This is a genomic window from Marinobacter maritimus (assembly GCF_007671675.1).
Lineage (GTDB): Bacteria > Pseudomonadota > Gammaproteobacteria > Pseudomonadales > Oleiphilaceae > Marinobacter > Marinobacter maritimus.
In genome coordinates this window covers 21,753-47,991 of record NZ_VCGW01000008.1, presented here as the reverse complement: position 1 = coordinate 47,991, position 26,239 = coordinate 21,753, and the positions used below count along the sequence as shown (strand labels likewise).

Annotated in this window: 26 protein-coding genes; 9 read left to right on the top strand and 17 right to left on the bottom strand. The window is 55.1% G+C overall.

Annotated elements, in window-relative coordinates; translation table 11 throughout:
* From rsxA to nth, 7 genes are read left to right on the top strand one after another with little or no spacing between them, the layout of a single operon-like run.
* Positions 1-582, top strand: coding sequence for an electron transport complex subunit RsxA (gene rsxA / locus FFI90_RS19320; protein WP_144780398.1), 582 nt, complete (start codon positions 1-3; stop codon positions 580-582).
* 15 nt (positions 583-597) lie between these two features.
* Entirely contained in the window at positions 598-1,176 is a 579-nt protein-coding gene (gene rsxB / locus FFI90_RS19315) for an electron transport complex subunit RsxB (protein WP_144780397.1), read from the top strand.
* Complete coding sequence (rsxC, locus tag FFI90_RS19310) at positions 1,176-3,005, top strand: electron transport complex subunit RsxC (protein WP_144780396.1); 1,830 nt, start codon at positions 1,176-1,178, stop codon at positions 3,003-3,005. The genes rsxB and rsxC overlap by 1 nt, the downstream gene beginning before the upstream one ends.
* A 21-nt stretch (positions 3,006-3,026) precedes the next feature.
* The gene (gene rsxD / locus FFI90_RS19305) at positions 3,027-4,079 is read left to right on the top strand and encodes an electron transport complex subunit RsxD (protein WP_144780395.1); all 1,053 of its coding nucleotides are present in this window, start codon (positions 3,027-3,029) and stop codon (positions 4,077-4,079) included.
* 2 nt (positions 4,080-4,081) lie between these two features.
* Positions 4,082-4,783, top strand: coding sequence for an electron transport complex subunit RsxG (gene rsxG / locus FFI90_RS19300; protein WP_144780394.1), 702 nt, complete (start codon positions 4,082-4,084; stop codon positions 4,781-4,783).
* 2 nt (positions 4,784-4,785) lie between these two features.
* Complete coding sequence (locus FFI90_RS19295; RefSeq protein WP_144780393.1) at positions 4,786-5,499, top strand: electron transport complex subunit E; 714 nt, start codon at positions 4,786-4,788, stop codon at positions 5,497-5,499.
* 28 nt (positions 5,500-5,527) lie between these two features.
* Positions 5,528-6,166: an endonuclease III gene (gene nth / locus FFI90_RS19290; protein WP_144780392.1), complete on the top strand. Its 639-nt coding sequence runs from the start codon at positions 5,528-5,530 to the stop codon at positions 6,164-6,166.
* A 67-nt stretch (positions 6,167-6,233) separates the two neighbouring features.
* On the opposite strand, the gene FFI90_RS19285 is transcribed toward nth, so the two are convergent.
* From FFI90_RS19285 to FFI90_RS19205, 17 genes are all read right to left on the bottom strand, one after another.
* On the bottom strand, positions 6,234-6,809 hold the full coding sequence (locus tag FFI90_RS19285) for a chalcone isomerase family protein (RefSeq protein WP_144780391.1): 576 nt from the start codon (positions 6,807-6,809) through the stop codon (positions 6,234-6,236).
* 219 nt (positions 6,810-7,028) lie between these two features.
* A complete protein-coding gene (rpoS, locus tag FFI90_RS19280; protein WP_144780390.1) occupies positions 7,029-8,057 on the bottom strand; it encodes an RNA polymerase sigma factor RpoS in 1,029 nt (342 codons plus the stop codon).
* Between the two features lie 156 nt (positions 8,058-8,213).
* The gene (locus FFI90_RS19275) at positions 8,214-8,978 is read right to left on the bottom strand and encodes a peptidoglycan DD-metalloendopeptidase family protein (RefSeq protein ID WP_144780427.1); all 765 of its coding nucleotides are present in this window, start codon (positions 8,976-8,978) and stop codon (positions 8,214-8,216) included.
* 364 nt (positions 8,979-9,342) lie between these two features.
* Positions 9,343-10,239 carry a DUF368 domain-containing protein gene (locus FFI90_RS19270; RefSeq protein WP_342779395.1) on the bottom strand — a complete coding sequence of 299 codons (897 nt, stop codon included), beginning with the start codon at positions 10,237-10,239 and terminating at the stop codon, positions 9,343-9,345.
* A gap of 74 nt (positions 10,240-10,313) precedes the next feature.
* Complete coding sequence (locus FFI90_RS19265) at positions 10,314-10,943, bottom strand: protein-L-isoaspartate(D-aspartate) O-methyltransferase (RefSeq protein WP_425463116.1); 630 nt, start codon at positions 10,941-10,943, stop codon at positions 10,314-10,316.
* Between the two features lie 23 nt (positions 10,944-10,966).
* Positions 10,967-11,737 carry a 5'/3'-nucleotidase SurE gene (surE, locus tag FFI90_RS19260; protein ID WP_144780388.1) on the bottom strand — a complete coding sequence of 257 codons (771 nt, stop codon included), beginning with the start codon at positions 11,735-11,737 and terminating at the stop codon, positions 10,967-10,969.
* A 33-nt stretch (positions 11,738-11,770) separates the two neighbouring features.
* The gene (gene truD / locus FFI90_RS19255) at positions 11,771-12,865 is read right to left on the bottom strand and encodes a tRNA pseudouridine(13) synthase TruD (protein ID WP_144780387.1); all 1,095 of its coding nucleotides are present in this window, start codon (positions 12,863-12,865) and stop codon (positions 11,771-11,773) included.
* A complete protein-coding gene (gene ispF / locus FFI90_RS19250) occupies positions 12,862-13,341 on the bottom strand; it encodes a 2-C-methyl-D-erythritol 2,4-cyclodiphosphate synthase (RefSeq protein ID WP_144780386.1) in 480 nt (159 codons plus the stop codon). Before ispF ends, truD begins: the two co-directional genes overlap by 4 nt.
* 27 nt (positions 13,342-13,368) lie before the next feature.
* Positions 13,369-14,070, bottom strand: a complete 702-nt coding sequence (gene ispD / locus FFI90_RS19245) for a 2-C-methyl-D-erythritol 4-phosphate cytidylyltransferase (RefSeq protein ID WP_144780385.1) — start codon at positions 14,068-14,070, stop codon at positions 13,369-13,371.
* Positions 14,071-14,220: 150 nt separating this feature from the next.
* Positions 14,221-14,493 carry a septum formation initiator family protein gene (locus FFI90_RS19240; RefSeq protein ID WP_144780384.1) on the bottom strand — a complete coding sequence of 91 codons (273 nt, stop codon included), beginning with the start codon at positions 14,491-14,493 and terminating at the stop codon, positions 14,221-14,223.
* Between the two features lie 206 nt (positions 14,494-14,699).
* On the bottom strand, positions 14,700-15,995 hold the full coding sequence (gene eno / locus FFI90_RS19235) for a phosphopyruvate hydratase (RefSeq protein WP_144780383.1): 1,296 nt from the start codon (positions 15,993-15,995) through the stop codon (positions 14,700-14,702).
* Positions 15,996-16,179: 184 nt separating this feature from the next.
* Positions 16,180-17,025: a 3-deoxy-8-phosphooctulonate synthase gene (gene kdsA, locus FFI90_RS19230; protein WP_144780382.1), complete on the bottom strand. Its 846-nt coding sequence runs from the start codon at positions 17,023-17,025 to the stop codon at positions 16,180-16,182.
* 2 nt (positions 17,026-17,027) lie between these two features.
* The gene (locus tag FFI90_RS19225) at positions 17,028-18,656 is read right to left on the bottom strand and encodes a CTP synthase (protein ID WP_144780381.1); all 1,629 of its coding nucleotides are present in this window, start codon (positions 18,654-18,656) and stop codon (positions 17,028-17,030) included.
* An 87-nt stretch (positions 18,657-18,743) separates the two neighbouring features.
* Entirely contained in the window at positions 18,744-20,072 is a 1,329-nt protein-coding gene (tilS, locus tag FFI90_RS19220; protein WP_144780380.1) for a tRNA lysidine(34) synthetase TilS, read from the bottom strand.
* The gene (gene accA, locus FFI90_RS19215) at positions 20,056-21,009 is read right to left on the bottom strand and encodes an acetyl-CoA carboxylase carboxyl transferase subunit alpha (protein WP_144780379.1); all 954 of its coding nucleotides are present in this window, start codon (positions 21,007-21,009) and stop codon (positions 20,056-20,058) included. The genes tilS and accA overlap by 17 nt, the downstream gene beginning before the upstream one ends.
* Before the next feature lie 156 nt (positions 21,010-21,165).
* Positions 21,166-24,648: a DNA polymerase III subunit alpha gene (gene dnaE / locus FFI90_RS19210; RefSeq protein ID WP_144780378.1), complete on the bottom strand. Its 3,483-nt coding sequence runs from the start codon at positions 24,646-24,648 to the stop codon at positions 21,166-21,168.
* 58 nt (positions 24,649-24,706) lie between these two features.
* Complete coding sequence (locus FFI90_RS19205) at positions 24,707-25,111, bottom strand: redoxin domain-containing protein (RefSeq protein ID WP_144780425.1); 405 nt, start codon at positions 25,109-25,111, stop codon at positions 24,707-24,709.
* Between the two features lie 137 nt (positions 25,112-25,248).
* On the opposite strand from FFI90_RS19205, the gene arsC reads away from it, so the two are divergent.
* The gene (gene arsC, locus FFI90_RS19200) at positions 25,249-25,602 is read left to right on the top strand and encodes an arsenate reductase (glutaredoxin) (protein ID WP_144780377.1); all 354 of its coding nucleotides are present in this window, start codon (positions 25,249-25,251) and stop codon (positions 25,600-25,602) included.
* Between the two features lie 30 nt (positions 25,603-25,632).
* Positions 25,633-26,238 carry an NAD(P)H:quinone oxidoreductase gene (wrbA, locus tag FFI90_RS19195; RefSeq protein WP_144780376.1) on the top strand — a complete coding sequence of 202 codons (606 nt, stop codon included), beginning with the start codon at positions 25,633-25,635 and terminating at the stop codon, positions 26,236-26,238.
* Position 26,239 lies beyond the last annotated feature (1 nt).

The following is a 26,239-nucleotide window of genomic DNA, read 5'->3' as shown; positions in this document are numbered from 1 at the left end:
ATGACAGAATATTTACTGATATTGGTCAGCACAATTCTGGTGAACAACTTCGTGTTGGTCCAGTTTCTTGGCCTGTGCCCTTTCATGGGGGTTTCAGGCAAGCTGGAGACGGCCATGGGCATGTCCCTGGCTACAACCTTTGTGCTGACCCTGTCATCGGTGTGCAGTTATCTTGCCTACACCTACCTGCTGGCGCCTCTGGATCTAGCCTTTCTGAAAACCATCACTTTCATTCTTGTGATTGCGGTAGTGGTTCAATTCACAGAAATGGTGGTGCGTAAAACCAGCCCCTTGCTCTACCGGGTGCTAGGCATCTTCCTGCCCCTTATTACCACCAACTGCGCCGTACTTGGCGTAGCGCTTCTTAATCTGAACAAAAATAACAACTTCGTTGAGTCAGTACTCTACGGCTTTGGCGCTGCCGCCGGCTTCTCGCTGGTGCTGGTGCTCTTCGCCGCGATGCGCGAACGCATTGCCGTGGCAGATGTTCCCCTGTCCTTCCGGGGTGCGGCCATTGGCATGGTCACCGCAGGGTTGATGTCACTGGCGTTTCTGGGCTTTACCGGCCTGGTTAGTGTTTAACGGAGACACGTTTTTATGTGGACAGGCATTCTTATCGCCGTTCTGGTTCTGCTTGGCCTCGCTCTGGTGTTCGGGGGCTTGCTGGGCTTCGCCTCCGAACGGTTCCGGGTTGAAGGTAACCCGTTGGTGGAACAGATTGATGCGGTGCTACCACAGACTCAGTGTGGCCAGTGCGGATTTCCGGGCTGTCGCCCCTATGCGGAATCTATTGCAGAGGGTGGTGCAATCAATAAATGCCCACCCGGCGGCGAGTCCACGATCAAGGCACTGGCAGATCTGCTTGATGTAGAGCCCCAGCCGCTGGATGCCGAGCATGGCGTGGAACAAGCAAAGCGCGTTGCCGTGATACGCGAAGATGAGTGCATAGGTTGCACCAAATGCATCCAGGCCTGCCCGGTGGACGCCATTCTGGGTGCCGCAAAACACATGCACACCGTTATCGAAAGTGAGTGCACAGGCTGCGACCTGTGCGTGGAACCTTGCCCTGTTGACTGTATTGACATGATCACCATTGAACCTGACATACGGGCCTGGACCTGGACACCGCCTGCGGCCACGATTATCGCAACGGACCGACAGGAGGTCAGCTCCTGATGACTCGACTTTGGGATTTCAGCGGCGGCGTTCACCCCGCAGAGCACAAGCAGCTTTCAACCCGCCGATCGATTCAAGCGGCAGGCATTCCCGGGCAACTGGTGCTGCCACTGCAACAGCATATTGGTGAGCCTGCAGAGCCGGTAGTGGCGATTGGCGACCAGGTGCTGAAAGGCCAGAAAATAGCCGACGTCAGCGGTGGTATGGGCGTTCCGGTTCACGCCCCGACATCGGGCGTAATTGAAAGCATCGGTGACTTCCCGGTACCCCACCCTTCCGGCATGGCAGACAAGTGCATCATCTTGAAGCCTGACGGCAAGGATGAGTGGTGCAAGCGTTACCCGATCAGCGACTATCGCAAGCTCGATAGGGACCAGATTCTGGACATCATTCACTCGGCCGGGATCTCCGGCATGGGTGGCGCTGGTTTTCCGACACACATCAAACTGAAACCAAGCCGTGATCGCAAGGTCGACACACTGATTCTTAACGGCGCCGAATGCGAGCCCTACATTACCGCTGACGACATGACCATGCGTGAGCGGGCCGACGAGGTTGTTTCCGGGCTAAAAGTAATGGCCTGGATTCTGCGCCCTGAGCGCTGCGTGATCGGCATTGAAGACAACAAACCAGAAGCTGCAACAGCGCTGCGTAAAGCTGTACAGGGCACGCAAATTGAGATCGCTGTTATCCCGACCAAATACCCCTCCGGCGGTGAAAAGCAGCTGATCCAGATTCTCACCGGCATGGAGGTGCCCAGTGGCGGTATTCCGGCCGATATAGGGGTCATGTGCCAGAACGTCGGAACCGCCGTCGCGGTTGCCCGGGCTGTCTTTGAAGACACGCCGCTGGTCAGTCGCGTTGTGACTCTTACCGGGGAAGCATTGGAAAAGCCCGGCAATTTTGATGTTTTGCTGGGCACCCCCGTGGACTACGTTCTGGAACGGGCAGGCCTCCAGCCCGAGCTCGTCAGCCGCCTGATTCTCGGCGGGCCCATGATGGGTTATACGCTGACCACCACGGCAGTGCCGGTTATCAAAACCAGCAACTGCATTATTGCGGCGACCGCCAGTGAACTGCCGGCACCACCTCCGGAGCAGGCCTGCATACGCTGCGGGCAGTGCGCGGAAGTTTGCCCTATGGAGTTGCTACCGCAGCAACTGTTCTGGCACGCAAAGGCAGCAGAATTTGAAAAAGCCGAGCATCTGAACCTGTTTGACTGTATCGAATGCGGTGCCTGTTCGTACGTGTGTCCGAGCTCGATTCCGCTGGTGCAGTACTATCGCTATGCCAAAGGTGAGATCCGCGTACAGCGAGCAGAGCAACTCAAGGCAGATCGTGCACGGGAGCGATTTGAGGCTCGCCAGCACAGGCTTGAGCGCGAACAACAGGACAAGGAACTGCGTCGCAAGGAGCGGGCAAAAGCCGCTGCTGAAGCCCAGGCCAAACAGAAAGTGGAAGCCGAAAAAGCCGCCGCATGCGGAGAGGCGGTGGATAAGCGAGCTGCAAGTTCCGCCCTGGTAGAGCAGGCTCTGGCACGTAAAAAAGCCAGCAGCGAAGCCGCACAATCACGGGCCGCAACACCGGTGGAATCCGAGCCGGAAAAGCCTGATATTGACGCACTGGAAAAACAACTGGCACAAGCCCAATCCAAACTGGAAACCATGCAGACCATGTTGGAAGACGCGAGAGCACAGCAAGCAGACAACGTAGAAAAACTGGAACGTGCAGTCACCAAGAATCATGACAGGGTAAAACGGGCAGAAGAAGCCCTGGCGGAGTCTCGCAAATCGCTGGCGTCCCAGACCGAATCCCAGTCCATCGAATAACCAGAATCAGGCCCGACCTTCATGGCGTTTGTTCAACAGTCCTCGCCCCACGCTCACAATGCGCGCCCGACGTCCAAGGTGATGCTTTGGGTCATACTCGCAGCGTTGCCCGGCTTGCTGGCACAAACCCTGTTCTTTGGTTGGGGCAATCTCATAAACGTTGCCTGGTGTATCGCCATTGCCCTGGCTTCGGAAGCAGCCATTCTCAAATTGCGTAGCAGACCGGTCGCATTTGTTCTCAGGGATAATACCGCGGCGGTAACCGGGCTATTGCTCGGACTTTCCTTACCGCAGTTTGCTCCCTGGTGGGTTTCGGCAGTGGCGGTCATTTCAGCGATTGTGATTGCCAAGCAGCTCTACGGTGGGCTTGGCTCCAACCCCTTCAACCCTGCTATGGTGGGTTACGCGCTGGTGTTGATCTCATTCCCGGTCGCCATGACCACCAACTGGGCAGAGCCTGCGCTGCTCTGGAACAGCGCCCCGGGGTTTGGAGACACTCTGGTAGCCGTTGCGTCAGGGCAGCAAACAGCCATTGATGGCTGGACCATGGCGACACCGCTGGACGAATACAAACACAAAATTGCGAGCCATACCGCGGTCGAAGTTCTTGCCCACCCGACGTTTGGTGAGGGCGTTGCCAAAGGCTGGGAGTGGGTCAACGCGGCGTTTCTGATCGGCGGGCTTGTACTGATCGGCCTGAAGATCATCACCTGGCATATTCCAGCCGCTTTTCTGGGTGCACTGATTGCCATGAGTCTGGCGTTTGGCAGCAACGCGGATCAATACGCACCGCTGTCGTTACACCTTCTGGCAGGTGGCACCATGCTCGGCGCGTTTTTTATCGCAACCGATCCGGTATCTGCCGCCACCAGCCATCAGGGCAAACTGATTTACGGCGCGGGTATTGGCGTGCTCATCTATCTGATCCGGAGCTGGGGTAACTATCCGGATGCCGTGGCATTCAGCGTTTTGCTTATGAACTTTGCCGTACCCTTTATCGATCACTACACGCCACCAAGAACCTACGGCCATCACAAAGCTCGCCGAGGACAGCCCGGCCGGGGCAGGAGTTAACCATGGCGACCATGACTCAATCCATCCGCCGCAGTGCCATAGGGCTTGGACTGTTTGCTGTTATTACCGGCGGCACCATTGCAGTTACCCAGGCACTGACCGACGAACGCATCGCAGAACAGGCTGCCAGAGCCGAGGCCAAAGCTCTGTTTGAGATCATCCCCGAAAGCGCGCACAACAACGACATGCTCAGAGACACATTAATTCTGCCTGCGAGCGATCGACTGGCAACCGGTGGGCCAGTGACGGTATGGGTCGCACGGCAAGACGGACGACCGGTCGGCATGATCATGCCAGCCATTGCGCCTGACGGATATTCAGGCAATATAAAGTTGCTTGTGGGCATTGACCTTGAAGGTACTGTTCTCGGTGTAAGAGTTATTGGCCACAAGGAAACACCGGGGCTGGGCGACCGGATTGAAACCCGGAAGTCCGACTGGGTTAAAGGCTTCGAAGGACGCTCTTTGGGCAGTCCGCCGCCACGGGAATGGAATGTAAAAAAGAACGGCGGCGTATTTGACCAGTTTACCGGCGCCACCATCACCCCTCGGGCTGTGGTAAAAGCGGTACAGAAATCGCTGATTTATTTCCGGCAGAACCAGCGGGAAATCCGGGCTCAGCTGAACAAAACCCCGTCGGGGCAAGGCCCTGAAGTTACCCCCGGGGACCTGACCGACGAATCCCTGAATGCGGAGCAATCCTGATCATGGCGACTAAAACCTCCGGTGAAATCATCCGCGACGGCCTCTGGGATAACAATCCTGCACTGGTTCAGGTGCTGGGGTTGTGCCCTCTTCTTGCGGTCACCAGCACGATAGTCAACGCAATCGGTCTCGGTCTTGCAACCCTGATGGTGTTGATGGGCTCTAACCTGGCTGTTTCTTTGATCCGCAACTATGTCAGCGAATCCGTGCGTTTGCCGGCGTTCGTGATGATCATTGCCTCTTTCGTGACCTGTGCCGAACTATTGATGCAGGCGTACACTTACGAGCTTTACCAGATTCTCGGTATCTTCATCCCACTGATCGTTACCAATTGCGCCATTCTGGGCCGTGCCGACGCGTTTGCCTCACGCAACTCACCCGGGCCCGCGCTACTGGATGGTGCAATGATGGGTGCAGGCTTCCTGATCGTGCTGCTTATTCTCGGCGGCATGCGCGAACTGATCGGTCAGGGCACCCTGTTTGTTGATATGCACCTGCTGCTCGGCCCCATGGCTGCCGACTGGGTCATTGAGCCGTTTGCCAACTATCCGGACATGCTGTTCATGGTACTACCGCCCGGCGCGTTCGTAGGTCTCGGGCTGCTGATCGCTCTGAAAAACGGCATCGACAACCACTTGAAGGAACGACAAAAGGCAGTTCAGCCAACAGCAGCGCCCGGCAGCAAACGCGTGCGTGTCACCGGAAACGTTTCATGATCTGCGGCCGGAGCCGTAACAAAACACCATGAATAAAGCCAAACGCATCGAAATTTTCTCCCGTTTTCGGGAAGCTAACCCCAACCCGGAAACAGAGCTGAACTACAGCAACCCGTTTGAACTGCTCATTGCGGTTATTCTCTCTGCGCAGGCTACGGATGTGGGCGTCAACAAGGCAACAGACAAGCTCTACCCGGTAGCAAACACGCCCGAGGCCATACTTGCACTGGGTGTGGACGGCTTGAAGAACTACATCAAGACCATCGGGTTATTCAACAGCAAGGCAGAGAACGTCATCAAGACCTGCCGATTACTGATTGAAAAACACAACAGCATTGTGCCTGACAACCGTGAGGACCTTGAAGCCCTTCCGGGAGTCGGCCGAAAAACGGCTAATGTGGTTCTGAACACAGCGTTCGGACAGATCGCCATGGCGGTGGACACTCATATTTTTCGGGTATCCAACCGCACCGGTATTGCTCCGGGCAAGAACGTTGTCGAAGTGGAAAACCGCCTGATGCGGCTGGTTCCGAAAGAGTTTCTTCAGGATGCTCACCACTGGCTTATCCTGCACGGGCGTTACACCTGCGTAGCGCGAAAACCCCGATGCGGCGCCTGCATTATTGAGGATCTTTGCGAGTTCAAACAGAAAAGCGACTATCAATAAGAGGCTCGCTCCAGACACGAAAAAGCCGGCGATTGCCGGCTTTTCTGACATAAACAACAGATCTCTGTCAGCTCTGACCCAGCATTTTCTTCTTCAAACTCTTCTGAGCCGGCTCATCAGAAAGCCAAATACCGAATAAGGCTTTCTTGAACTCAAGGCCTCCGACAGTGTCCTTTTGCTCACCGTTTTTCAGCACCTTGACGCCCTCGCCTGGCACGTAGACCAGGTCAAACACGTCACCTTCCTTGATTTCCTCTTTGAATACCGACATGAACTGATCAATTTCCGCCTGAACAGAAGCCATATCACCACCCGTAGAAGCCTCAAAGCCTTCCAGGGTTGCCTCTGTCATGCGGTCGCTGGTGATCATGCCGGAAATAATATGCAGGGTAATTGCCTGAGGCTCATCGGCCTCAATCACGGCATTGCCATCTTGCTGTGCCTGAGGCACATAGAGACTGCCAATATAGAGATCCATGAAAAATTTGGAGCGAGTGCCTGCACCGTTCAAGGCAAGCTCGGTGCTGTCTGCCTTGTAGGTCTCAGGGACATCAACACCTTCAACGGTCAACGCCAAAGCAGGAGCTGATAGTGTGGCGGCGAGCATCAAGGATGCAAAACCGGTCAAAAACGCCTTTTTCATCGTCCTTTCCTTTTCAGTCATTATTATGAGAGTTCATTCGTCACCAGGTAAAAGTCCGCAGCCCCCGGTGTTGCTATTCTAACAATGACCAAAAGGGGCGAGTCGCAACCTGGTTCTCATTTGCACGGTTACTTTTCGGAGATACTTTTGCAGAACGACTAAAACACAAAACGCCGGCCATGAAACATGGCCGGCGTTTTGGATGTTGCGTCAGAAAAGCTATTTGAACAGCAGGTTTCCAGTCAAACCTTCTTTTTCAAGAATTTCACGTAAGCGCCGTAGCGCTTCTACCTGAATCTGTCGAACCCGTTCCCGGGTGAGGCCGATTTCCTGCCCGACTTCTTCAAGGGTGCTGACAGGGTAGCCCCTGAGCCCAAACCGCCGGGACAGAACTTCCTGCTGCTTGTCGCTGAGCTGGTCTATCCATTTCCCAAGGCAGGCACACATGTTGCTGTCTTGCAGCACGTCTGCAGGATCCGAGGCGCCTTCATCGGCGACGGTATCCAAAAGGGACTTCTCACCACCGGCACCAATAGGCGTATCCATGGAAGCTACGCGCTCATTGAGGCCTAGCATACGTTTCACATCATTAACCGGCTTATCCACTTTCCTTGCGATTTCTTCCGCCGATGGCTCGTGATCAAGCTTCTGCGTCAGTTCGCGAGCAGCCCGCAGATAAAGATTCAGTTCCTTGACCACGTGAATGGGCAAACGGATGGTGCGGGTCTGGTTCATGATGGCCCGCTCTATCGTCTGGCGGATCCACCATGTTGCGTAGGTGGAGAAACGGAAACCCCGTTCCGGGTCAAACTTTTCAACCGCTCGGATCAAGCCGAGGTTTCCCTCTTCGATCAGGTCAAGCAGTGTCAGCCCACGGTTCACATAACGGCGCGCAATTTTCACAACCAGCCGCAAATTACTCTCAATCATGCGTTTACGGCCGGACTCCTCACCCTTGCGAGCAAGGCGTGCAAAATAGACTTCCTCTTCCGGAGTCAGAAGCGGTGAGAAACCAATTTCATTGAGATAAAGCTGAGTGGCATCGAGCTGTTTGGAGCTGGCGTAGTAGCGCCCCTGGGTAGGAAATCCTCCATCGGTTTCAGCCGCCGCTGAAGCACTCTTACCGGTTTTTTCTTCCGCGAGTAACTGATCTTCAGAGTCATCAACGTTTCTGGAGTCGTCAACGTTTGTAGAGCCATCAACGTCTGATATACGATCAACAATCATATCTTCTTGTTCTGCTGACATATCTCTTGCCCCGCCTTTCAACAATCCTGGATTTTCGCCCGATACTTTTTTTTGTTGCGGGCATTGTTTATTTCTTTTCTCTTCAGGACTTCATCAATGGCCAGCTTATGCGCTGTTGCCATCATTTTTTCTTGTTTTAAACACCGCATCTAGTCATTAGCGTGGTGGCAAATAATGGGTTGGATCGACCGGGTTACCATTTTTTCGGATCTCAAAATGTAACATGGGACGCTCTGAACCGTTGCCGCCGAGTTCTGCTATGACTTGCCCGGCTTTTACTCCCTCCCCTTCGCTAACCAGAATTTTCCGGTTATGAGCGTATGCACTCAGATAGTGCTCATTGTGATTTACAATAATCAAATTGCCATAACCCAGCAACCCATTGCCAGCGTAGACGACACTTCCATCTGCGGCGGCTCTCACAGCATCCCCGGCTTTTCCGGCAATATCAACGCCTTTGTTGACTTTTCCGGATGCTGAGTAGCCTGCAATTACGGTGCCAGAGTGGGGCCAACGCCATGGGATGCTGGCTACCGTTTGCGTGCGTGACGCCAAGGGCGCTGATTTGTCGGGCTTTCGGGTGACGGCTGGTTTCCGGGTGTTAGCAGGAGTTGGTGCAGGAGGTTTGGCACGTGGCGCTCGGGCGGAGGTATTCGCAGCTGGCCTCGACGCCTGCGCTGTTGCACGACCACTAGTACCTGACTGGGCATTGCCGCGAAGGTCCAGCCGAAGCACCTGGCCGGCCCGGATAGTCCAGGGCGGACCGATTCCATTGGCGCTGCCCAGCTCCCGGTAATCGCGGCCGTAAGTCCAGGCAATGCCGTACAGCGTCTCACCTTGGCGCACAACGTGGCGCCCCCAGTAAACCGGCGGATTGTAAATATCATCCTGATGAAGTGCTTGAGTGTTGCAACCGCTCATTGCGCCGGAAAGGAAAAGAAACGCAATCAGAAAGAACCAGCGCTTGCACGCTTCAGAAGCACAGGCGGCCGGGTGGGCACCAAAGAGGAACCGCGGGGAGGCCGACAAAGCGGCTTGAGCTGACCCACGTAATAATCTCACAGGAATAACACCGGCCTGGTTATGAGTAATCTGCGTTGGCTCAGAATCCAATCAAAGAAGATCCTGAAGTTTCAAAAGTAACTCGCTAATTTATTGCACATTTTGAAATCAAATCCAAGTTACTCACTGGCCACCCCGTTACCCGTTACCATCTTTGTTACGGGCGGGAACAACCATCTGCCTGTAAAGGTAACACAGGGCCACCCGATGCTATGGGATGCAGTTACTCTGCATTCTGATAACGCCCACCCAGCCACTCGATCAGCAGCACTAGAGCAATGCCCGCGATAACCATTGCCACGGCTGACGCAACCTGAGGATCAAGGCCTGTGAGATCGGCAAACACACCAGGGCTGATACTGACTTCGCTCAGCGGCACCTGTTCGCCCGAACTGTTTGTTCTCCAGGTTAGGGTTTCCTTCCAAGGCCAGACCTTGTTCAGTGCGCCGATCATGAAGCCGGTAAGCAAAGCCAACACAGGGTCGTGGTAGGCTTTGAACGCCCATGTAATCAGTCTTGCAACCGACAGCAGGCCCAATACGCATCCCGCCATAAACAGCAGCAACATGGCGATATCAAAAGATTTTATCGCCGCGAGAACCGGCGCATACATGCCAACAATAACCAGAATGAAACTGCCTGAGATGCCGGGCAGGATCATCGCGCATATCGCGACAGCGCCTGCGCAGAAAAAGGTCAAAGCAGAAGGGTTTAGCTGGCCTACAGAAAGAGTTGTAATCCACCAGGCCGCGACAATACCAACCGAAAGAGGAATGAGCAGCACCGCGCGATAATGTTGTGCCTGACGGCCGACGTGCCAAACTGACGCGAGAATCAGACCAAAGAAAAAGCTCCAGATCAGAACCGGGTATTCAGCCAGCAGGAAACTGATCCCGGATGCCAGGGTCACAATGCTGACGAGAATACCCACCAGTAAAGCGCTGAGGAAGGTGCCATCACAGGCCTGCCAAAATGCCCTCACATTCCCCCGGAACAGATATTTGAAAACGGCCCCCGGGGTTGCGTTAATTGCTTCCAGAAGCCGGAAGTAAATACCGGTTATAAACGCGATGGTGCCGCCAGAAACACCGGGGACGATATCCGCTGCACCCATCGCCATGCCCCTCAAGAATACGGATGCGGGATGGTGTGTGCGGGCGCTGCTTTGAGTGTGGACTTCCTGGGATTGAGCTCTCAACGGACAACTCCACCCAAAAGAGGCACAAACCGAACTGGCTCCAGATCACGCCGTTCAAACCGGTCACCGTTGCGAATAACTTCAACAAGCACCTGATGCTCCTCACCAACGGGTGCCACCAGAACGCCGCCATCGGCAAGCTGCTCCAGTAGCTCGGTTGGCACCTCCATCGGCGCGGCAGTAACAATAATACCGTCAAACGGCCCTCTCTCTGGCCACCCCATCCCACCATCTGCATGCTTGAGCATGACGTTGCGGATGTTGAGCTGCCGCAGCCTGTCCCGGGCACGATCTTGCAGCGGCTTGATGCGTTCAACGCTATAAATGTCGTCGAAGAGTTGTGACAAAACCGCCGTCTGATAGCCTGACCCGGTACCCAGTTCCAGCACCCTGGCAGGCTCATGCCTGAGCAGCAGCTCCGTCATTCTGGCGACGATATAGGGCTGAGACAGCGTCTGGCCGTAGCCAATGGGAAGCGAGGTGTCTTCGTATGCCCGATGCGAAAGTGCTTCATCCAGAAAAATGTGGCGAGGAACCTGCCCCATAACCTCCAGCACGCGATCCGACTCGATACCCGATTCTTTGAGGCGCTGTACAAGGCGCATACGAGTGCGCCTGGATGTCATCCCGATACCCTGAAGCTCTCCACTCACGCACCATCCCCCATGGAGGCCTGGAGGGTGTCCACCCAAGACCTGAGAGAGACCAGCGCCTCATGGCGCGTCATATCTATGTGCACAGGAGTCAGTGAGACATACCCTTGAGAAACGGCATGAAAGTCGGTTCCCGGGCCGGCGTCGCCGCCCTTTCCGGCAGCCCCAATCCAGTAGCGTTCCTTACCCCTGGGGCAAGTCATTGGAACAGCACCTTCGGCGCGCTCCCGGTCGCCCAGCCGGGTAACACGGAATCCTGCAAGGTCTTCCCAGGGCAGATCCGGCACGTTCACATTCAGAATGGAGCGAGGCCCTAAAACAAAAGGCCGTGCACTTTCCAGCAGCATGCGAACGACTCTGGCGGCCGTGTCAAAATGATTACGTCCTTCGCTTACCAAAGACACAGCAATGGCAGGCAAACCAAGATGACGACCTTCCGTTGCCGCCGCCACGGTGCCAGAATAGATAATGTCATCACCCAGATTGGCGTGGGTATTAATGCCGGAAACCACTCGGTCAAACGGCTCCCGAAACAGCCCGTTAACCGCAAGATGCACACAATCTGTAGGCGTGCCGTCAACAGACCGGAAACCACCGGGATGCTGCTCAACTGTCAGAGGTCGGTTGAGCGTCAGAGCATTACTTGCTCCGCTGTGATCCCTGTCTGGCGCTACTACTTCCAGGTCACCAAGGCCCTTGAGACCTTCATACAGAGCGACCAATCCCGGTGAATGAACACCGTCATCATTTGACAACAGAATACGCACAGTGCACTCCAATAAATCGTCGGGCCAAGCCCGTTAGTCGTGTTGTTTTTTATGCTGGCTGAGACTCATGTCCTCAAGCTCAAAAATATCACCCAAAACCGTGGTGGCGTACTGACCCGGCGCGAGAAAAAAACTCAGTTCCAAGCCACCGTCATCCCGCCACAACCAATTCAACCCCTCAGGCATAACAACCAGGGGACGACGTTCGGGCTTCATTCGAGTCGTCATAAACAAAGCAGCCAGCTCCGGAGTCTGCGCGACGGTGTCACGCTCACGCTGCCCAACCTCACCGTTCGCACTTGTGCCGCCATCACCCCATAAAGGGCCGGTTGCAATCTCATCAGGCTCACCCGATAGCGGCGCCCGCCAACTGCCATCTGCCACCCGTGACGCCAGTACTTCATTGAACAACCAGGAGCGGGCAGCCGAAAAGTACAATACGTTTTTCCGGTCATCTCTGCCACCGCCTGGCTTACCCCGACCTCTGCGCTTACCGTGCCCACCGCGACGATTCAGCGCCGCAGGATCAATATGAACCGCACGATCGAGGTTCGCACCACCAAAACCGAAGCGCTGAGGGCCAAAATAATTGGGTGCTCCGTACACTTTTAAACGTTCAAGCGCGCTTTCAACCATCTCGCGCCCGGCGATTAAATGTCGGAGCGTAATAACGAAATGATTTCCCTGATGGTCACCACGTCGTAATTTTCGCACGCTACGATGGGCCGATTTTACAGGCCAGCGCTCCGAAATTTGCCCAATAAGCGCTGTATCCTCGTCCATCATACCGGGACGATAAAGACTGAACCATTGACGGGTGACCGCGTGACGATCTTTTAGCCCGCAAAAACCCACATCAAAAGATCGACAGCCCGTGAGGGTAGCAAGCGCTCCCGCCACAAATTCCGTATTATCCCCGGTTTTTTCAAGATACAGACACAGATGCTCACCCTCACCCGTAACGCTGAGTAAACCTGGTGAATCCGCATGTTCCGGGAACTCCCCCATCACCTCACTAACCCGAAAGTCCTCAGGAGCAGTTTTCAAATAAGCACTGGCTACCCGAGTACCACTTGATACCGGCCAATCCAATCGCCAGTTCCCTGCACCAATTTCTGCGTCGCTCACGACGACACCGGCTCGAGCAGACACACCGCCTGGCAGGCAATTCCCTCACCACGGCCGGTAAACCCAAGCTTCTCACTGGTGGTCGCTTTAACGCTTACATGGCTAGCCGGAATACCCAGATCCTCCGCAATATTCAGGCGCATGGCCTCGATATGCGGTGCCATTTTCGGTGCCTGAGCGATGATCGTCGTGTCGACATTGAGAACACCGAAGCCCTCCTCCGCCACCCGAGCCATTACCCTACGCAACAAATCCCGGCTATCCGCACCCGCCCACTCGGCGCTGGTATCGGGGAAGAGATGACCGATATCCCCCAAGGCAATCGCACCCAAAAGAGCGTCCGCCAGAGCGTGCAACAATACATCGCCATCGGAGTGGGCTTTCAGCCCCTGGCTGTAAGGTATGGAAACGCCGCCAAGAATAACGGCATCGCCTGCGCCGAAGGCATGAACATCAAAGCCCTGACCAATTCGCATAATCAACTCCGGGGAAATCCAGAAAATTCAGAACCGGCTGAGAATAAAGCCGGCAAGATCCAGGTCAGCGGGCACGGTAATCTTGATATTATCCGGCCGCCCTTCAACCAGAACAGGCATATTACCGGAAAATTCCATGGCAGAGGACTCATCGGTAACCGGCTGTTTCTCCTGCAGAGCCGTCTCCAATGCCGAAACCAGCATGGAATAACGGAACATCTGTGGCGTAAGCGCACGCCACAACTGGCTGCGATCCACGGTTGCGATAACTTCAGGCAAACGGCCTGGTTCCGCATTTTTAAGCGTATCCGCAACCGGAGCTGCCAGCAGGCCACCCACTGGGTGATCCGCCAGCGTTGAAACGAGATTCGAAAGATCGCCTGGATGAACACAGGGACGAGCTGCATCGTGAACTAGAACCCAGTCATCCGTTGCGACCTGATCTTCCAGAGCGTGTAGTGCTGAGAGCACAGAATTTGCCCGCTCTGCACCACCGCTGCAGGTCTGAATTCGGTCATCGTTGCTGGCGTCAGACTCTGGCCACCAATGATCCGCTAAATTCAGCGGGACCATACAACCAGAAAAGAGGCCGGAATCCAGCAATCGTGAAAGGGTGATATCCAGAATAAAGCGGTTATTAATACGGAGGTATTGCTTGGGACACTCGGCCTGCATGCGCTGACCAATGCCGGCGGCGGGAACAATCAACCAGAGTTTAGGAGAAGTCATAGAGCTGTCGCAAAGGGCCTGGAGAGCGTCGGGTAGATCTTTTCCGGGAATGTCGGTGGCCAAGGATGGTCACCGTCAAGCGCACATGGATGTGCTCGTAGCGTTTCCCGGAAAAGATCTACCCGACGCTCTGAACTCCAAACCCGAAAATTACTGCTCAACAACAAGAAAAAACGTCTCATCGTCACGAATCAACCCAAGATTCATCCGGGCCCGCTCTTCAACAGCCCCTTGCTCATTGCGAAGGTTACGCACCTCCGCATACAGGCGCTCATTGCGGGTAGCCAGCTCGGCATTCTCCTTTCGCTGCTCGGCAATCGATTTCTCCAGCGTCCAAACCTGCGCAAAGCTGCCCTCCCCAATCCACAGGCGCACCTGTAGCAGGAGAATGAGAACAACCATGAAAGCCCAGAGCAACTTCATTAATACCGATTCCGTAAAGGAGTTAAACGATCAAAAATCAAACACCGGACGCTAAGTATAGACCTTAGAGTAGATTAGCAACAAATTCTTCTAACTAATTGGGCAAAAAGGCCATCGTGACTGAACTTTCATTCAAATCACGACGGCCCTGGCATTTTATTACCTGAACCCATGAGGTTCAAAGGCTAAAATGGAAGCTGCTAATTTCAGCCCTGACCTTTAATCTCGATCAGACCACGGTAAGGCGCTTTGCCTTGCAGCGCCTCTTCAATACGCAGCAACTGATTGTACTTGGCAACACGATCAGAACGGCAAAGCGAACCGGTTTTGATCTGACCCGCACAGGTCGCAACGGCAAGATCCGCAATGGTCGTGTCTTCCGTTTCACCTGACCGGTGAGAAATAACCGCCGTAAAGCCAGCATCCTGCGCCATCTTGATAGCATCCAGGGTTTCGCTCAGGCTGCCAATCTGGTTGAACTTGATCAGAATGGAATTGCCCACACCCGTATCAATACCGCGCTTGAGGATTTTGGTGTTGGTGACAAACAGATCGTCGCCCACCAGCTGTACTTTTTCGCCGATCTTGTCGGTCAGCACTTTCCATCCGTCCCAGTCGCTCTCGTCCATGCCATCTTCGATGGACACAATCGGATAACGCTCAGCCAAGCCTGCCAGGTAATCAGCAAAACCAGCAGAGTCAAAGCTCTTGCCTTCGCCAGCCAATACATACTGGCGGTCCTTGTAGAATTCAGAGGCCGCGCAGTCCAAAGCCAGAGTGATGTCTGTACCAAGCTTGTAACCGGCTTTTTCAACCGCTTCCTTGATAATCGCCAGAGCCGCTTCGTTCGACGGCAGGTTAGGCGCAAAGCCACCTTCATCGCCAACCGCTGTATTCAGGCCCTGAGTCTGCAGCACTTTTTTCAGGCTGTGGAAGATTTCGGCACCAATGCGCAGAGCTTCCGAAAAGCTCTTGGCAGCAACCGGCTGCACCATGAATTCCTGAATATCTACGTTATTATCCGCGTGCTCGCCGCCGTTCAGAATGTTCATCATCGGAACAGGCATGCTGAACTTGCCGGAGGTGCCGTTGATGTCAGCGATGTGCTCGTAAAGTGGCTTACCCAAAGACTCCGCAGCAGCTTTAGCCGCTGCCAGGGATACCGCCAGGATAGCGTTCGCACCCAGATTGGCCTTGTTCTCAGTGCCATCCAGCTCCAGCATGATGTTATCCAGCCCTCGCTGGTCCGCAGCATCTTTACCCTTCAGCGCATTGTTGATCTTGTCATTGATAGCCGCAACTGCCTTCAATACGCCCTTACCCAGATAACGGGACGCATCACCATCGCGCAGCTCCAGCGCCTCACGGGAGCCTGTAGAGGCGCCAGACGGTGCACAGGCACGGCCAAGAGTACCGTCTTCCAGAATTACGTCCGCTTCTACCGTGGGGTTACCACGGGAATCCAGAACCTCACGGGCTTTAATGTTGGCAATCTTGGTCATTCTTCAGGGTCTCCAAGTTTATAAACAAAATCTGGTGCAAGAGAGAGCGGGGCACGGCTTTACGAAAAACGCTACAAGCACATCCATGTGCGCTTGGCTCCGCCATCCATGGCTCCGCACATTTTCGTAAAGCCGTGCCCCGCTCTCTCCCATAACCTGTACCTAATAACGCGAAAACCGCCAATCAGGCGGTGTCGATAGGTTTAAAACTCTTCACAAGGTCATCAACAGCCTTCACACGCTGCAAAAACGGCTCCAACTGGCTGAGACGCAGGGCGCAAGGGCCATCGCACTTGGCCTCATCAGGGTTCGGGTGAGCCTCAAGAAACAACCCCGCCAACCCCTGAGACATGCCAGCCAGTGCCAGATCGGTAACCTGGGCACGACGACCACCGGCGGAATCTGCACGACCGCCTGGCATCTGCAGTGAATGGGTCACATCAAACATAACCGGCACGTTCATGGATTTCATGATGCCAAAGCCGAGCATATCGACTACAAGGTTGTTGTACCCGAAGCTACTGCCCCGCTCGCACAAGATAATTCTGTCGTTGCCGGCCTCCGCACACTTGTTGATGATGTGCGCCATCTCCTGCGGAGCCAGAAACTGAGCTTTCTTGATATTGATCGCCGCGCCGGTCTCCGCCATAGCCACAACCAGATCAGTTTGACGGCTCAGAAAAGCAGGCAACTGGATGATGTCACAAACCTCAGCCGCAGGCGCTGCCTGTACCACCTCATGAACATCAGAGATAATCGGAACACCGTACTTGCTCTTGATATCGGCCAGTATCTGCAAGCCTTTATCGAGACCGGGGCCCCGGAAGGAGTTAACCGAAGAGCGGTTCGCTTTATCGAAAGAAGCCTTGAATACGTAAGGAATGCCGAGCTTGCGGCAAACCTCAACATAGCTTTCTGCAACCTCAAATGCCAGATCTCGGGATTCCAGAACGTTCATGCCACCAAACAGCACAAACGGTTTGTGGTTGGCGATGTCGATATCAGCAACAGTAACGGTGCTTTGGGCCATAATCAGGACTCCTTACGGTTCGCCAACGCTGCTTCCACAAAGCCCTTGAACAGCGGGTGACCATCGCGGGGTGTCGAGGTAAATTCCGGATGGAACTGACAAGCAACAAACCAGGGGTGATCGACAACTTCCACTACTTCCACCAACTTGCCATCGGTGGAACGCCCGGAAACCAGCAGGCCTGATGCTTCCAACTGCGGCAGGAAATGGTTATTTACCTCGTAACGGTGACGATGGCGCTCACGAATGGTTTTTCGGCCGTAGCAGTTGGCAATGTTCGAGCCTTCAGTCAGTACACAATCCTGAGCACCCAGTCGCATGGTGCCGCCAAGGTCCGATTCGTCGGTACGCTCTTCGCGTTCACCGGTCGCATCAAGCCACTCAGTGATCAGGCCAACAACCGGCAATGGTGTGTGCTCACGGAATTCGGTGCTGTGGGCATCAACCAGACCGGCTTTGTTACGGGCGTATTCAATAACCGCCACTTGCATACCCAGGCAAATACCCAGGTAGGGAACCTTATTCTCACGAGCGTACTGTACCGTGCGGATCTTGCCCTCCACACCACGCTCGCCAAAACCGCCGGGAACCAGAATCGCATCGGCACTCTCAAGTACCATGGTACCATCGCGCTCAATGTCTTCAGAATCAATGTAATTGATTTTTACCTTGGTACGGGTCTTGATGCCAGCGTGCAGCAGGGATTCGATAAGCGACTTGTAAGCTTCCAGCAATTCCATGTATTTGCCAACCATGGCAATCGTCACTTCCTGCTCCGGGTTCATCAGTGATTCGACGACATTATCCCAATCACTCAGATCCGCCTCGCGTGCTTCAAGCCTGAAGTGCTCAATAACCAGCTGATCCAGACCGTGCTCGTGCAACATGCGAGGAATAGCGTAAATGGATTTGGCGTCTCGCATTGGAATGACAGCACGCTCTTCCACGTTGGTGAACAGTGCAATCTTCCGGCGGGAGCTGGCATCCACTTCATGCTCTGAGCGGCACAGCAGAATATCCGGCTGCAAACCGATGGAACGCATTTCCTTAACGGAATGCTGGGTCGGTTTGGTTTTGATTTCGCCAGCCGTGGCAATGTAAGGAACCAGTGTCAGGTGCATGAAAAGCGCACGAGAGGAACCTACCTCGACCTTCAGTTGACGGCAGGCTTCAAGGAACGGCAGGGATTCAATGTCACCAACCGTGCCGCCCACTTCAACCAGAGCCACATCTGCGCCCGCTGCGCCTTCTACAACACGGCGCTTGATCTCGTCGGTGATGTGAGGAATAACCTGCACAGTCCCGCCGAGATAATCACCGCGGCGTTCTTTGCGTATAACTTCTTCGTAAACCCGGCCGGCGGTGAAATTATTACGACGACTCATCGGCGTGCGAATGAAGCGCTCGTAATGGCCAAGATCAAGATCGGTTTCAGCCCCGTCTTCGGTGACATAGACTTCACCGTGCTGGAACGGACTCATGGTACCAGGGTCCACGTTTATGTACGGGTCCAGCTTGAGGATAGTAACCTTCAGGCCGCGTGCCTCAAGGATCGCAGCCAGAGAGGCCGATGCGATTCCTTTCCCCAGTGAGGACACAACACCGCCGGTGACGAAAATATAACGCGTCATGCAGATTCCATGATTATCAGGTTCTGTGAAGGAGGGAGATTGTCATCTCAAGATGGGACGCCAGACTACCAGAAAGCCCTCAGCGACTCAATCACAATCCCGCTCCACAATCAGCCGCCAGCCTGCTTCGGGCGCGCTTCCGCAGTATTGTTCAGAACACCATAGATCGCCAATAGCGATCAACTCACTCTCTCCCTTTACGCCCCTGAAAACCAAGGGCAGGCGGCGCCTTTTCCAAGGTGGAATCGCCTGCTCCTGAAGCCATTTTTTCAGGGATTTTGAGGGACCACTCGCGCGAAAATGGAGGCGCTCCCCGCCCTGCCTCGTACATATCCGTATTGGCGGGGCATCGGTTTTCGCAGTAGCCACCGGCATCAACCGAATCGTCAACTCGCCCCAACGTACTGGCTGCCCCGGCTCCAGGGCTAAAGGCTCTTCCGGCAAATCCGCCATTTCGGAAACAAGGTAAAGCTCACCCTGAAAACGCCGCAGGCTACAGCCCTCTGCCTGCAGTTCGGGCGACCGGTCTTCAGCAGCATGCAACAGGTCATGCAAAACCTGTGACCAGTCGCCGATGGAAGGAGGACGATATCCGGCGCGCCGGATCCACCAGCGCAGAAGATTTTTCTGCTCTACTAGAGAGAGCGCGACCAAACCTTCAACGGGGAGGCGGCGTGGGTGACCTCCCAGGGCCTGCCACTGCAAACTTGCCAGCCGCTGATTCAGGAAATCGCTTTCCGAACAAGCGCCCGCACTGTGCCGAAGGCGCTGATTCAGGCCCGGCCAGCGTTTTTTAAGCAGGGGAAGAATACTGAGACGCAGGAAGTTGCGATCGAATCGCTGGTCCGTATTGCTAGGATCATCAATCCATGAAATACCAGCCTGACGGGCATTGCGTTCAAGCTCCGATCGTTCAACACCCAACAATGGACGGACAAGAAGGCCTGCTCCCAACCGCCGACTTCCTGGCATGCCGGCAAGTCCCGCCACACCACTGCCGCGAAACATGCGGAAAAGGACGGTTTCGGCCTGATCATCACTGTGGTGAGCCATCAGAAGAATATCACCAGGCTCGAGAAGTGTCTCAAAGGACTCATAACGAACCTTGCGGGCAGCCTCCTCAAGGCTTGAGCCTTGCTTGACCGATACGGGCTGAACAACGAGGTGAACATCAAGCCCGGCGCACAAGTCGCGACAAAAAGCTTCCGTTTCACCGGCATTGGTCTGAAGCTGGTGATTTATATGTATGGCGCGCACGCCCGAATGGCAACGCGCGGCAAGATGCAGCAGAAGGGTGGAATCCAGGCCGCCGCTGAGAGCAACCCAAAGGCGCCGGTAGCCAGAAACAGCTTTTACCGGCGCGATCAAAGCCTCCGAAAAGGCGAACCCGGGAGCGGGCTTAACGCCCTGTGTCATAGCGGGTCAACCGCTCATACCGCCGGGACACCAACTCATCCAGAGGCAAACGGCTGAGCTCAGCCATACCCTTGGCAAGCGTTTCACGCAGGGCTTCAGCCATTTTTTCAGGGTTGCGATGCGCACCACCCAAGGGCTCCGTGATGACATTGTCTGCCAACCCGAGGTCCTTCAGACGATCCGCCGTCACGCCCATGGCCTCAGCCGCCAGGGAGGCATACTCGGCACTTTTCCAGAGGATGGAAGCGCAACCTTCCGGTGATATAACGGCATAAGTCGAATACTGCAGCATATTTAACTGATCGCATACGCCGATAGCCAGTGCACCGCCGGAACCACCCTCACCAATTACCGTAGAAATGATCGGCGTTTTGAGCCGTGACATGACCGCAAGATTGAAGGCGATGGCTTCACTCTGGCCACGTTCCTCGGCACCTATGCCGGGATAAGCGCCCGGGGTGTCAATAAACGTGAGAATGGGCATTCTGAAGCGCTCGGCCATTTCCATCAGGCGCAGAGCCTTGCGGTAACCTTCGGGGCGCGGCATGCCAAAATTACGCTTGACCTTATCCCGCACTTCCCGGCCCTTCTGATGGCCGATCACCATCACGGGCTTGTCGTTCAAACGCGCGGTGCCGCCCACAATGGCCTGATCATCTGCATAACGCCTGTCGCCGTGGAGCTCATCGAAATCATCAAAGATCATTTCAACATAATCCAGGGTATAGGGTCGGCGCGGATGCCGCGCAAGACGGGCGACATCCCACGGGTGCAGGTCCGAAAATATATTCTCCGTCAGACTGACGCTTTTCTTCTTCAACCGGGTAATTTCATCAGAAATGTTGATATCGGTGTCATTGCCTACCATGCGAAGCTCTTCGATCTTGGCTTCAAGGTCGGCAATCGGCTGTTCGAAATCGAGATAATTAGGGTTCATGATGTTCCATCATTTTTTGCCAGGCGGGGCAAAGCTCCGCCAACACGGAATTTGGTACAAAGATAGCAGCGCCCGGTTCACGTCTAAAGCGGACATTGGTATGAGTCCGCAATCTGACAAATATTTAATCTTGGGGCAGCATCCCACCTTGTTCACTCAATCATAGACCAGTTCTACGCACTGGTCGCCCACCAGGTATCTCAGCTCCAGCAGCAGATTGTCGTCCGGCTGCACCCTCCAGGCGTCCCCCAGTTCAATCCGGGTGCTGGCTTCCTGACTGCTGTACTCGATCCAGACCGGGCTGCCATCACAGCGAAACGGCCTGAGCGTGCTGTCGATCCTGTCCAGCAGGCCGTTCTGCAGCTGGTCAGCATGCAGGTTCAGCTTCAGGCCTTTACTGAATTGTTTCCGGGCACTGGGCACGTCCATGACCGAGCTGACGCGCATTTTCATCTGGCCGGAATAATCATCGTGGCTCACCTGCCCCTCAACCACAATCACCTGATCTGATTGCAGCAGCTCCCGATTTTCAAAGAAAGCTTCAGAAAACAGCGTAGCTTCAATCCGCGCGCTCCGATCATCCAGCGTTATAAAGCACATGGTGGAGCCCGTGCGCGTTTTCATGGTGCGCTGAGCAACCACCAGCCCGGCAACCCGCTGTGGTGATTTATTGGGCTTGAGATCGGAAATGGAGGAACGCACGAAGCGCCGAACTTCCCGCTCGTACTCGTCAAATGGATGGCCTGTCAGATACAGCCCCAGCGTGTCTTTTTCACCTTTCAGTCGTTGTTTCTCGGGCCATTCCCGCACCCCGGCGACGTCGGCGTATGGGTCACCGTCTTCACTGGCTTCCAGCATTTCGCCGAACATATCCATCATACCCACGGATTCATTGCGCGACTGCTGGTCCGCCTGCTGGACCGCTTTCGGAATACTGGCCATCAGCTGAGCCCGGCTGGCACCGAGTTTGTCCATGGCGCCGGAACGAATAAGGGCTTCCATGGCCCGTTTATTGATTTTCCTGAGGTCAACCTTGCGGCAGAAGTCGAACAGGTCCTGATAGGGCTCGCCGCCGGCACGGCCCTCCACAATGGCCTGAATCGGACCCTCGCCCAACCCCTTGATCGCGCCAAGCCCATACACCACCTGGCCTTCATCATTCACGGTAAAGGTGTATTCCGAGCGGCTCACATCCGGCAGTACGAGGTCCAGCTTGAGGTTGCGACACTCCTCTACCAACGTGACCACTTTGTCCGTGTTCTGCATATCTGCGGTCAACACCGCAGCCATGAACTCGGCAGTGTAGTGGGCTTTCAACCACAGGGTTTGGTACGACACCAGTGCGTAGGCGGCAGAGTGGGATTTGTTGAAGCCATAGCCGGCGAATTTCTCCACCAGATCGAAAATGTTTTCCGCAAGGGTTTTGTTAATGCCGTTGTTTTCGCAGCCATCCAGGAAGAATTGCTTCTGCTTGGCCATTTCTTCAGGTTTTTTCTTACCCATGGCACGGCGCAACATGTCGGCATTGCCGAGGGTGTAGCCCGCCATCACCTGAGCAATCTGCATGACCTGCTCCTGGTAAAGGATAACCCCATAGGTCGGCTCCAGAACCGGTTTCAGGCCTTCGTATTGATAATCCGGGTGCGGGAACGACATGGGCTGCTTGCCGTGCTTACGATCGATAAAGTCATCAACCATGCCGGATTGCAGCGGCCCGGGGCGGAACAGTGCCACCAGGGCGATCATGTCTTCCAGTGAGTCCGGCTGCAGACGACGAATCAGGTCTTTCATGCCGCGGGATTCCAGCTGGAACACGGCGGTCGTCTCGGCCTTTTTCAGCATCACGAACGAAGCAGGGTCGGCCAGTGGAATTTCATTGATATCCAGAGGCGGCAGGCCACGGCCGGCGCGCCGTGGGTTAATCATCTTCAGCGCCCAGTCGATAATGGTCAGCGTTCGCAGACCGAGAAAGTCGAACTTCACAAGCCCGGCTTCTTCAACATCGTTTTTGTCGAACTGAGTCACCAGGCTACCGCCTTCATCATCGCAGTACAGCGGCGAGAAATCGGTAATTTTGGTGGGCGCAATCACCACCCCGCCAGCGTGTTTACCGGCGTTCCGGCACACACCCTCAAGTTTTAGGGCCATTTCCCAGATTTCCTGAGCTTCTTCATCCTGCTCCAGGAACTCCTTCAGCGTTGGCTCCTGTTCGATGGCCTTGTCCAATGTCATTCCCACTTCAAACGGAATCATTTTGGACAGTTTATCTGCAAGACCGTAAGACTTGCCCTGCACGCGGGCAACGTCCCGAACCACCGCCTTGGCGGCCATGGTTCCGAAGGTAATGATCTGTGAAACCGCTTCCCGGCCGTACTTCTCAGCGACATAAGCAATGACGCGATCACGCCCTTCCATACAGAAGTCGACGTCAAAGTCGGGCATGGATACCCGCTCAGGGTTGAGGAAGCGCTCGAACAGCAGATCGTATTCCAGCGGATCCAGATCCGTGATGAGCTGGGCATAAGCTACCAGCGAGCCTGCACCGGAACCACGACCCGGGCCTACCGGTACGCCGTTGTTCTTCGCCCATTTGATGAAGTCCATCACGATCAGGAAGTAGCCGGGGAATCCCATCTGGATGATGATATCCAGCTCGAAATTCAGGCGATCGTAATAGGCCTGGCGCTTGCTGTCGTAATCCGGATCATCTTTCGGCAGGGTTTTGGCAAGACGATCCTCCAGGCCCTCTTCCGACACCTGGCGGAAGTAGTCGTCCATGGTCATGCCTTCGGGCACCGGGTAATTGGGCAGGAAGTACTCGCCCATACGCACGGTCACCGAGCAGCGCCGCGCTATCTCCAGGGTATTTTCAACGGCTTCAGGAATGTCGCTGAACAGCTCGATCATTTCCTCCGCACTGCGGAGATATTGCTGATCGCTGAAACGGCGGTCGCGACGAGGATCATCCAGCGCCCGGCTTTCTCCAATACAGACCCGGGCTTCATGGGCCTCGAAATCGTCGGCCTCCAGAAAGTGCACGTCGTTGGTAGCAACAACGGGGAGCCCGAGGTTTTCGGCGAGCTCAACACTCATGTGCAGGCAGTCTTCATCGCCGGGCCGGCCTGTTCGCTGCAGCTCCAGATAGTAAGAGCCCGGGTACAGGCTCATCCAGTATTCAGCCCGGGCTTTTGCCAGCTCTGGCTTGTCTGCCAGCAAAGCCTTGCACACATCGCCCATTTTGGCGCCAGATATAGCAATCAAGCCGTCTGCCCTGCTCTCCAGCCATTTGCGCTGAATGATCGGCTTGCCGTGGCGTTGCCCTTCGGTATACCCGATGGAAATAATCTCTGTGAGGTTGAGATAGCCTTTGTTATCCCGAGCCAGCAGCGTCAGACGGAAGGGGTTTTCCGGCTCGTCCGGGTTCTCCAGCCAGAGGTCAGCGCCAATAATGGGCTTCACACCAGCGCCAGTTGTCGTCTTGTAGAATCTAACCAGCGAGCACATGTTGGACTGCTCTGTGAGGCCTACGGCCGGCATGCCCAATTCCACAACGCGCTTGACCAGCGGTTTAACGCGTACAAGGCCATCCACCATGGAGTGTTCGGAGTGCACGCGAAGGTGTACAAAAGTCTGCGACATAACGTCAGGTTGTTCCTGCATGTATATTCGTTAGATGGCGTGAAAGTGCCTGCAGCATTCAGCCGCCAATCAATGCCCGTATATCTTCTTCAGTCTGCGGGCCAAAGCGGGCTTCCAGAAGCTCTCCCTCAGGATTCACAACAAACGTAGCGGGCAGCGCAACCGGGGACTTCCAATCAAACTCAGGGCCCGGATCCTGCACGAGCATAGTGTACTCAATACCCATACGCTTACCGAGATCTACCAGAGCGTCACCTTTGATGTCGTCAAAGTTCACCCCGAGTACGGTAATATCCGGGGCGTTGTCCAATTCGTTCAGCTCCGGGATTTCCTCCAGACAGGGCTTGCACCATTCAGCCCAGTAGTTGACGAGTACCCACTGACCGCGCAGGTCATCCCATGGGAGTTTCGGGCCTTCAGAGCGCTCCAGTTCAATTTTCTGGCAACCTGCCAGTAAAGCCATCAAAATCAATGCGCCTGCAACGGCTGCCCCCCGGGGTAAACGAGGGATGACAGGGTTCTGCAAGGGAAAACCTCCTGTTAGACTTCGAGCCACACTATTTACAGTTGCAGCATTCATTTCAACAAACAGGCACGAAGATGACAGAACCCATCCGGATTTTCCACAACCCCCGCTGTTCAAAATCCCGCCAGGCTCTTGAATTACTGACAGGGCGCGGCATTAAGCCGGAAATTATACGCTACCTGGAAACGCCGCCAACAGAGGGGGAGCTTTCAGATATTCTTGACGCACTCGGCCGGCAGCCCCGTGAACTGATGCGCACCGGCGAGACCGAATACAAGGAACTTGGCCTGGACAACCCGGATCTGAGCCGCGAACAACTGATTGCTGCTATGGTAGCGACCCCGAAACTGATTGAACGGCCAATTGTACTCGCCAACGGCAAGGCCGCCGTAGGCAGGCCACCGGAAAACATTCTCACGATTATCTGATTTTACGACTGTCAACCGAAGGACGCCAAAATGCCTGAGCAACTGCCCTATGTTCTGATTCTCTATTACAGCCGCAACGGGCAGACTGCGGAATTGGCAACCCAGATAGGCCGGGGGGTCGCAAGAGTGAATGGCATCGAAGCAAGGCTGCGCTCAGTTCCCATGGTCTCGCCCGATACGGAAGCCTCGTTGCCTTCGGTTCCGGATGGGGGAGCGCCCTACGCAAGCAAGTCAGACCTGGCTAATTGCGCCGGCCTGGCTATCGGCAGTCCAACCCGATTTGGCAATATGGCAGCGCCTCTGAAGCATTTTCTGGACACCACCGGTGATCTCTGGCTTGGGGGAGCACTGGTCGGTAAACCGGCAGGTGCATTTACCTCAACCGGAAGTCTGCACGGAGGCCAGGAGACCACCCTCCTGACCATGATGATGCCACTGCTTCACCACGGTATGCTGTTGTGCGGCCTGCCCTACACCGATACGAATTTGAGCGAAACAACAACTGGGGGCACGCCATACGGCCCTTCGCACTGGGCCGGAACCGCTGAACAGCAGCCCCTGAGCAAACATGAAAAGGCGCTCTGCCAGCTCTTTGGCGAACGTCTGGCAAATCTGGCGTTCAAGCTGGCAGACTGAC

Coding starts and splice junctions, on each gene's coding strand:
- FFI90_RS19265 (WP_425463116.1), bottom strand. CDS start 10,943: ATGACATCCAGGCGCACTCGTATGCGCCTTGTACAGCGCCTCAAAGAA.
- FFI90_RS19240 (WP_144780384.1), bottom strand. CDS start 14,493: ATGAAGTTGCTCTGGGCTTTCATGGTTGTTCTCATTCTCCTGCTACAG.
- eno (WP_144780383.1), bottom strand. CDS start 15,995: ATGACCAAGATTGCCAACATTAAAGCCCGTGAGGTTCTGGATTCCCGT.
- rsxB (WP_144780397.1), top strand. CDS start 598: ATGTGGACAGGCATTCTTATCGCCGTTCTGGTTCTGCTTGGCCTCGCT.
- rpoS (WP_144780390.1), bottom strand. CDS start 8,057: ATGTCAGCAGAACAAGAAGATATGATTGTTGATCGTATATCAGACGTT.
- accA (WP_144780379.1), bottom strand. CDS start 21,009: ATGAACCCTAATTATCTCGATTTCGAACAGCCGATTGCCGACCTTGAA.
- wrbA (WP_144780376.1), top strand. CDS start 25,633: ATGCCTGAGCAACTGCCCTATGTTCTGATTCTCTATTACAGCCGCAAC.
- FFI90_RS19225 (WP_144780381.1), bottom strand. CDS start 18,656: ATGACGCGTTATATTTTCGTCACCGGCGGTGTTGTGTCCTCACTGGGG.
- rsxD (WP_144780395.1), top strand. CDS start 3,027: ATGGCGTTTGTTCAACAGTCCTCGCCCCACGCTCACAATGCGCGCCCG.
- dnaE (WP_144780378.1), bottom strand. CDS start 24,648: ATGTCGCAGACTTTTGTACACCTTCGCGTGCACTCCGAACACTCCATG.
- FFI90_RS19295 (WP_144780393.1), top strand. CDS start 4,786: ATGGCGACTAAAACCTCCGGTGAAATCATCCGCGACGGCCTCTGGGAT.
- FFI90_RS19270 (WP_342779395.1), bottom strand. CDS start 10,239: ATGGCGATGGGTGCAGCGGATATCGTCCCCGGTGTTTCTGGCGGCACC.
- rsxA (WP_144780398.1), top strand. CDS start 1: ATGACAGAATATTTACTGATATTGGTCAGCACAATTCTGGTGAACAAC.
- arsC (WP_144780377.1), top strand. CDS start 25,249: ATGACAGAACCCATCCGGATTTTCCACAACCCCCGCTGTTCAAAATCC.
- FFI90_RS19205 (WP_144780425.1), bottom strand. CDS start 25,111: ATGGCTTTACTGGCAGGTTGCCAGAAAATTGAACTGGAGCGCTCTGAA.
- nth (WP_144780392.1), top strand. CDS start 5,528: ATGAATAAAGCCAAACGCATCGAAATTTTCTCCCGTTTTCGGGAAGCT.
- tilS (WP_144780380.1), bottom strand. CDS start 20,072: ATGACACAGGGCGTTAAGCCCGCTCCCGGGTTCGCCTTTTCGGAGGCT.
- ispD (WP_144780385.1), bottom strand. CDS start 14,070: ATGACTTCTCCTAAACTCTGGTTGATTGTTCCCGCCGCCGGCATTGGT.
- rsxG (WP_144780394.1), top strand. CDS start 4,082: ATGGCGACCATGACTCAATCCATCCGCCGCAGTGCCATAGGGCTTGGA.
- ispF (WP_144780386.1), bottom strand. CDS start 13,341: ATGCGAATTGGTCAGGGCTTTGATGTTCATGCCTTCGGCGCAGGCGAT.
- FFI90_RS19275 (WP_144780427.1), bottom strand. CDS start 8,978: ATGAGCGGTTGCAACACTCAAGCACTTCATCAGGATGATATTTACAAT.
- FFI90_RS19285 (WP_144780391.1), bottom strand. CDS start 6,809: ATGAAAAAGGCGTTTTTGACCGGTTTTGCATCCTTGATGCTCGCCGCC.
- kdsA (WP_144780382.1), bottom strand. CDS start 17,025: ATGGCCCAAAGCACCGTTACTGTTGCTGATATCGACATCGCCAACCAC.
- rsxC (WP_144780396.1), top strand. CDS start 1,176: ATGACTCGACTTTGGGATTTCAGCGGCGGCGTTCACCCCGCAGAGCAC.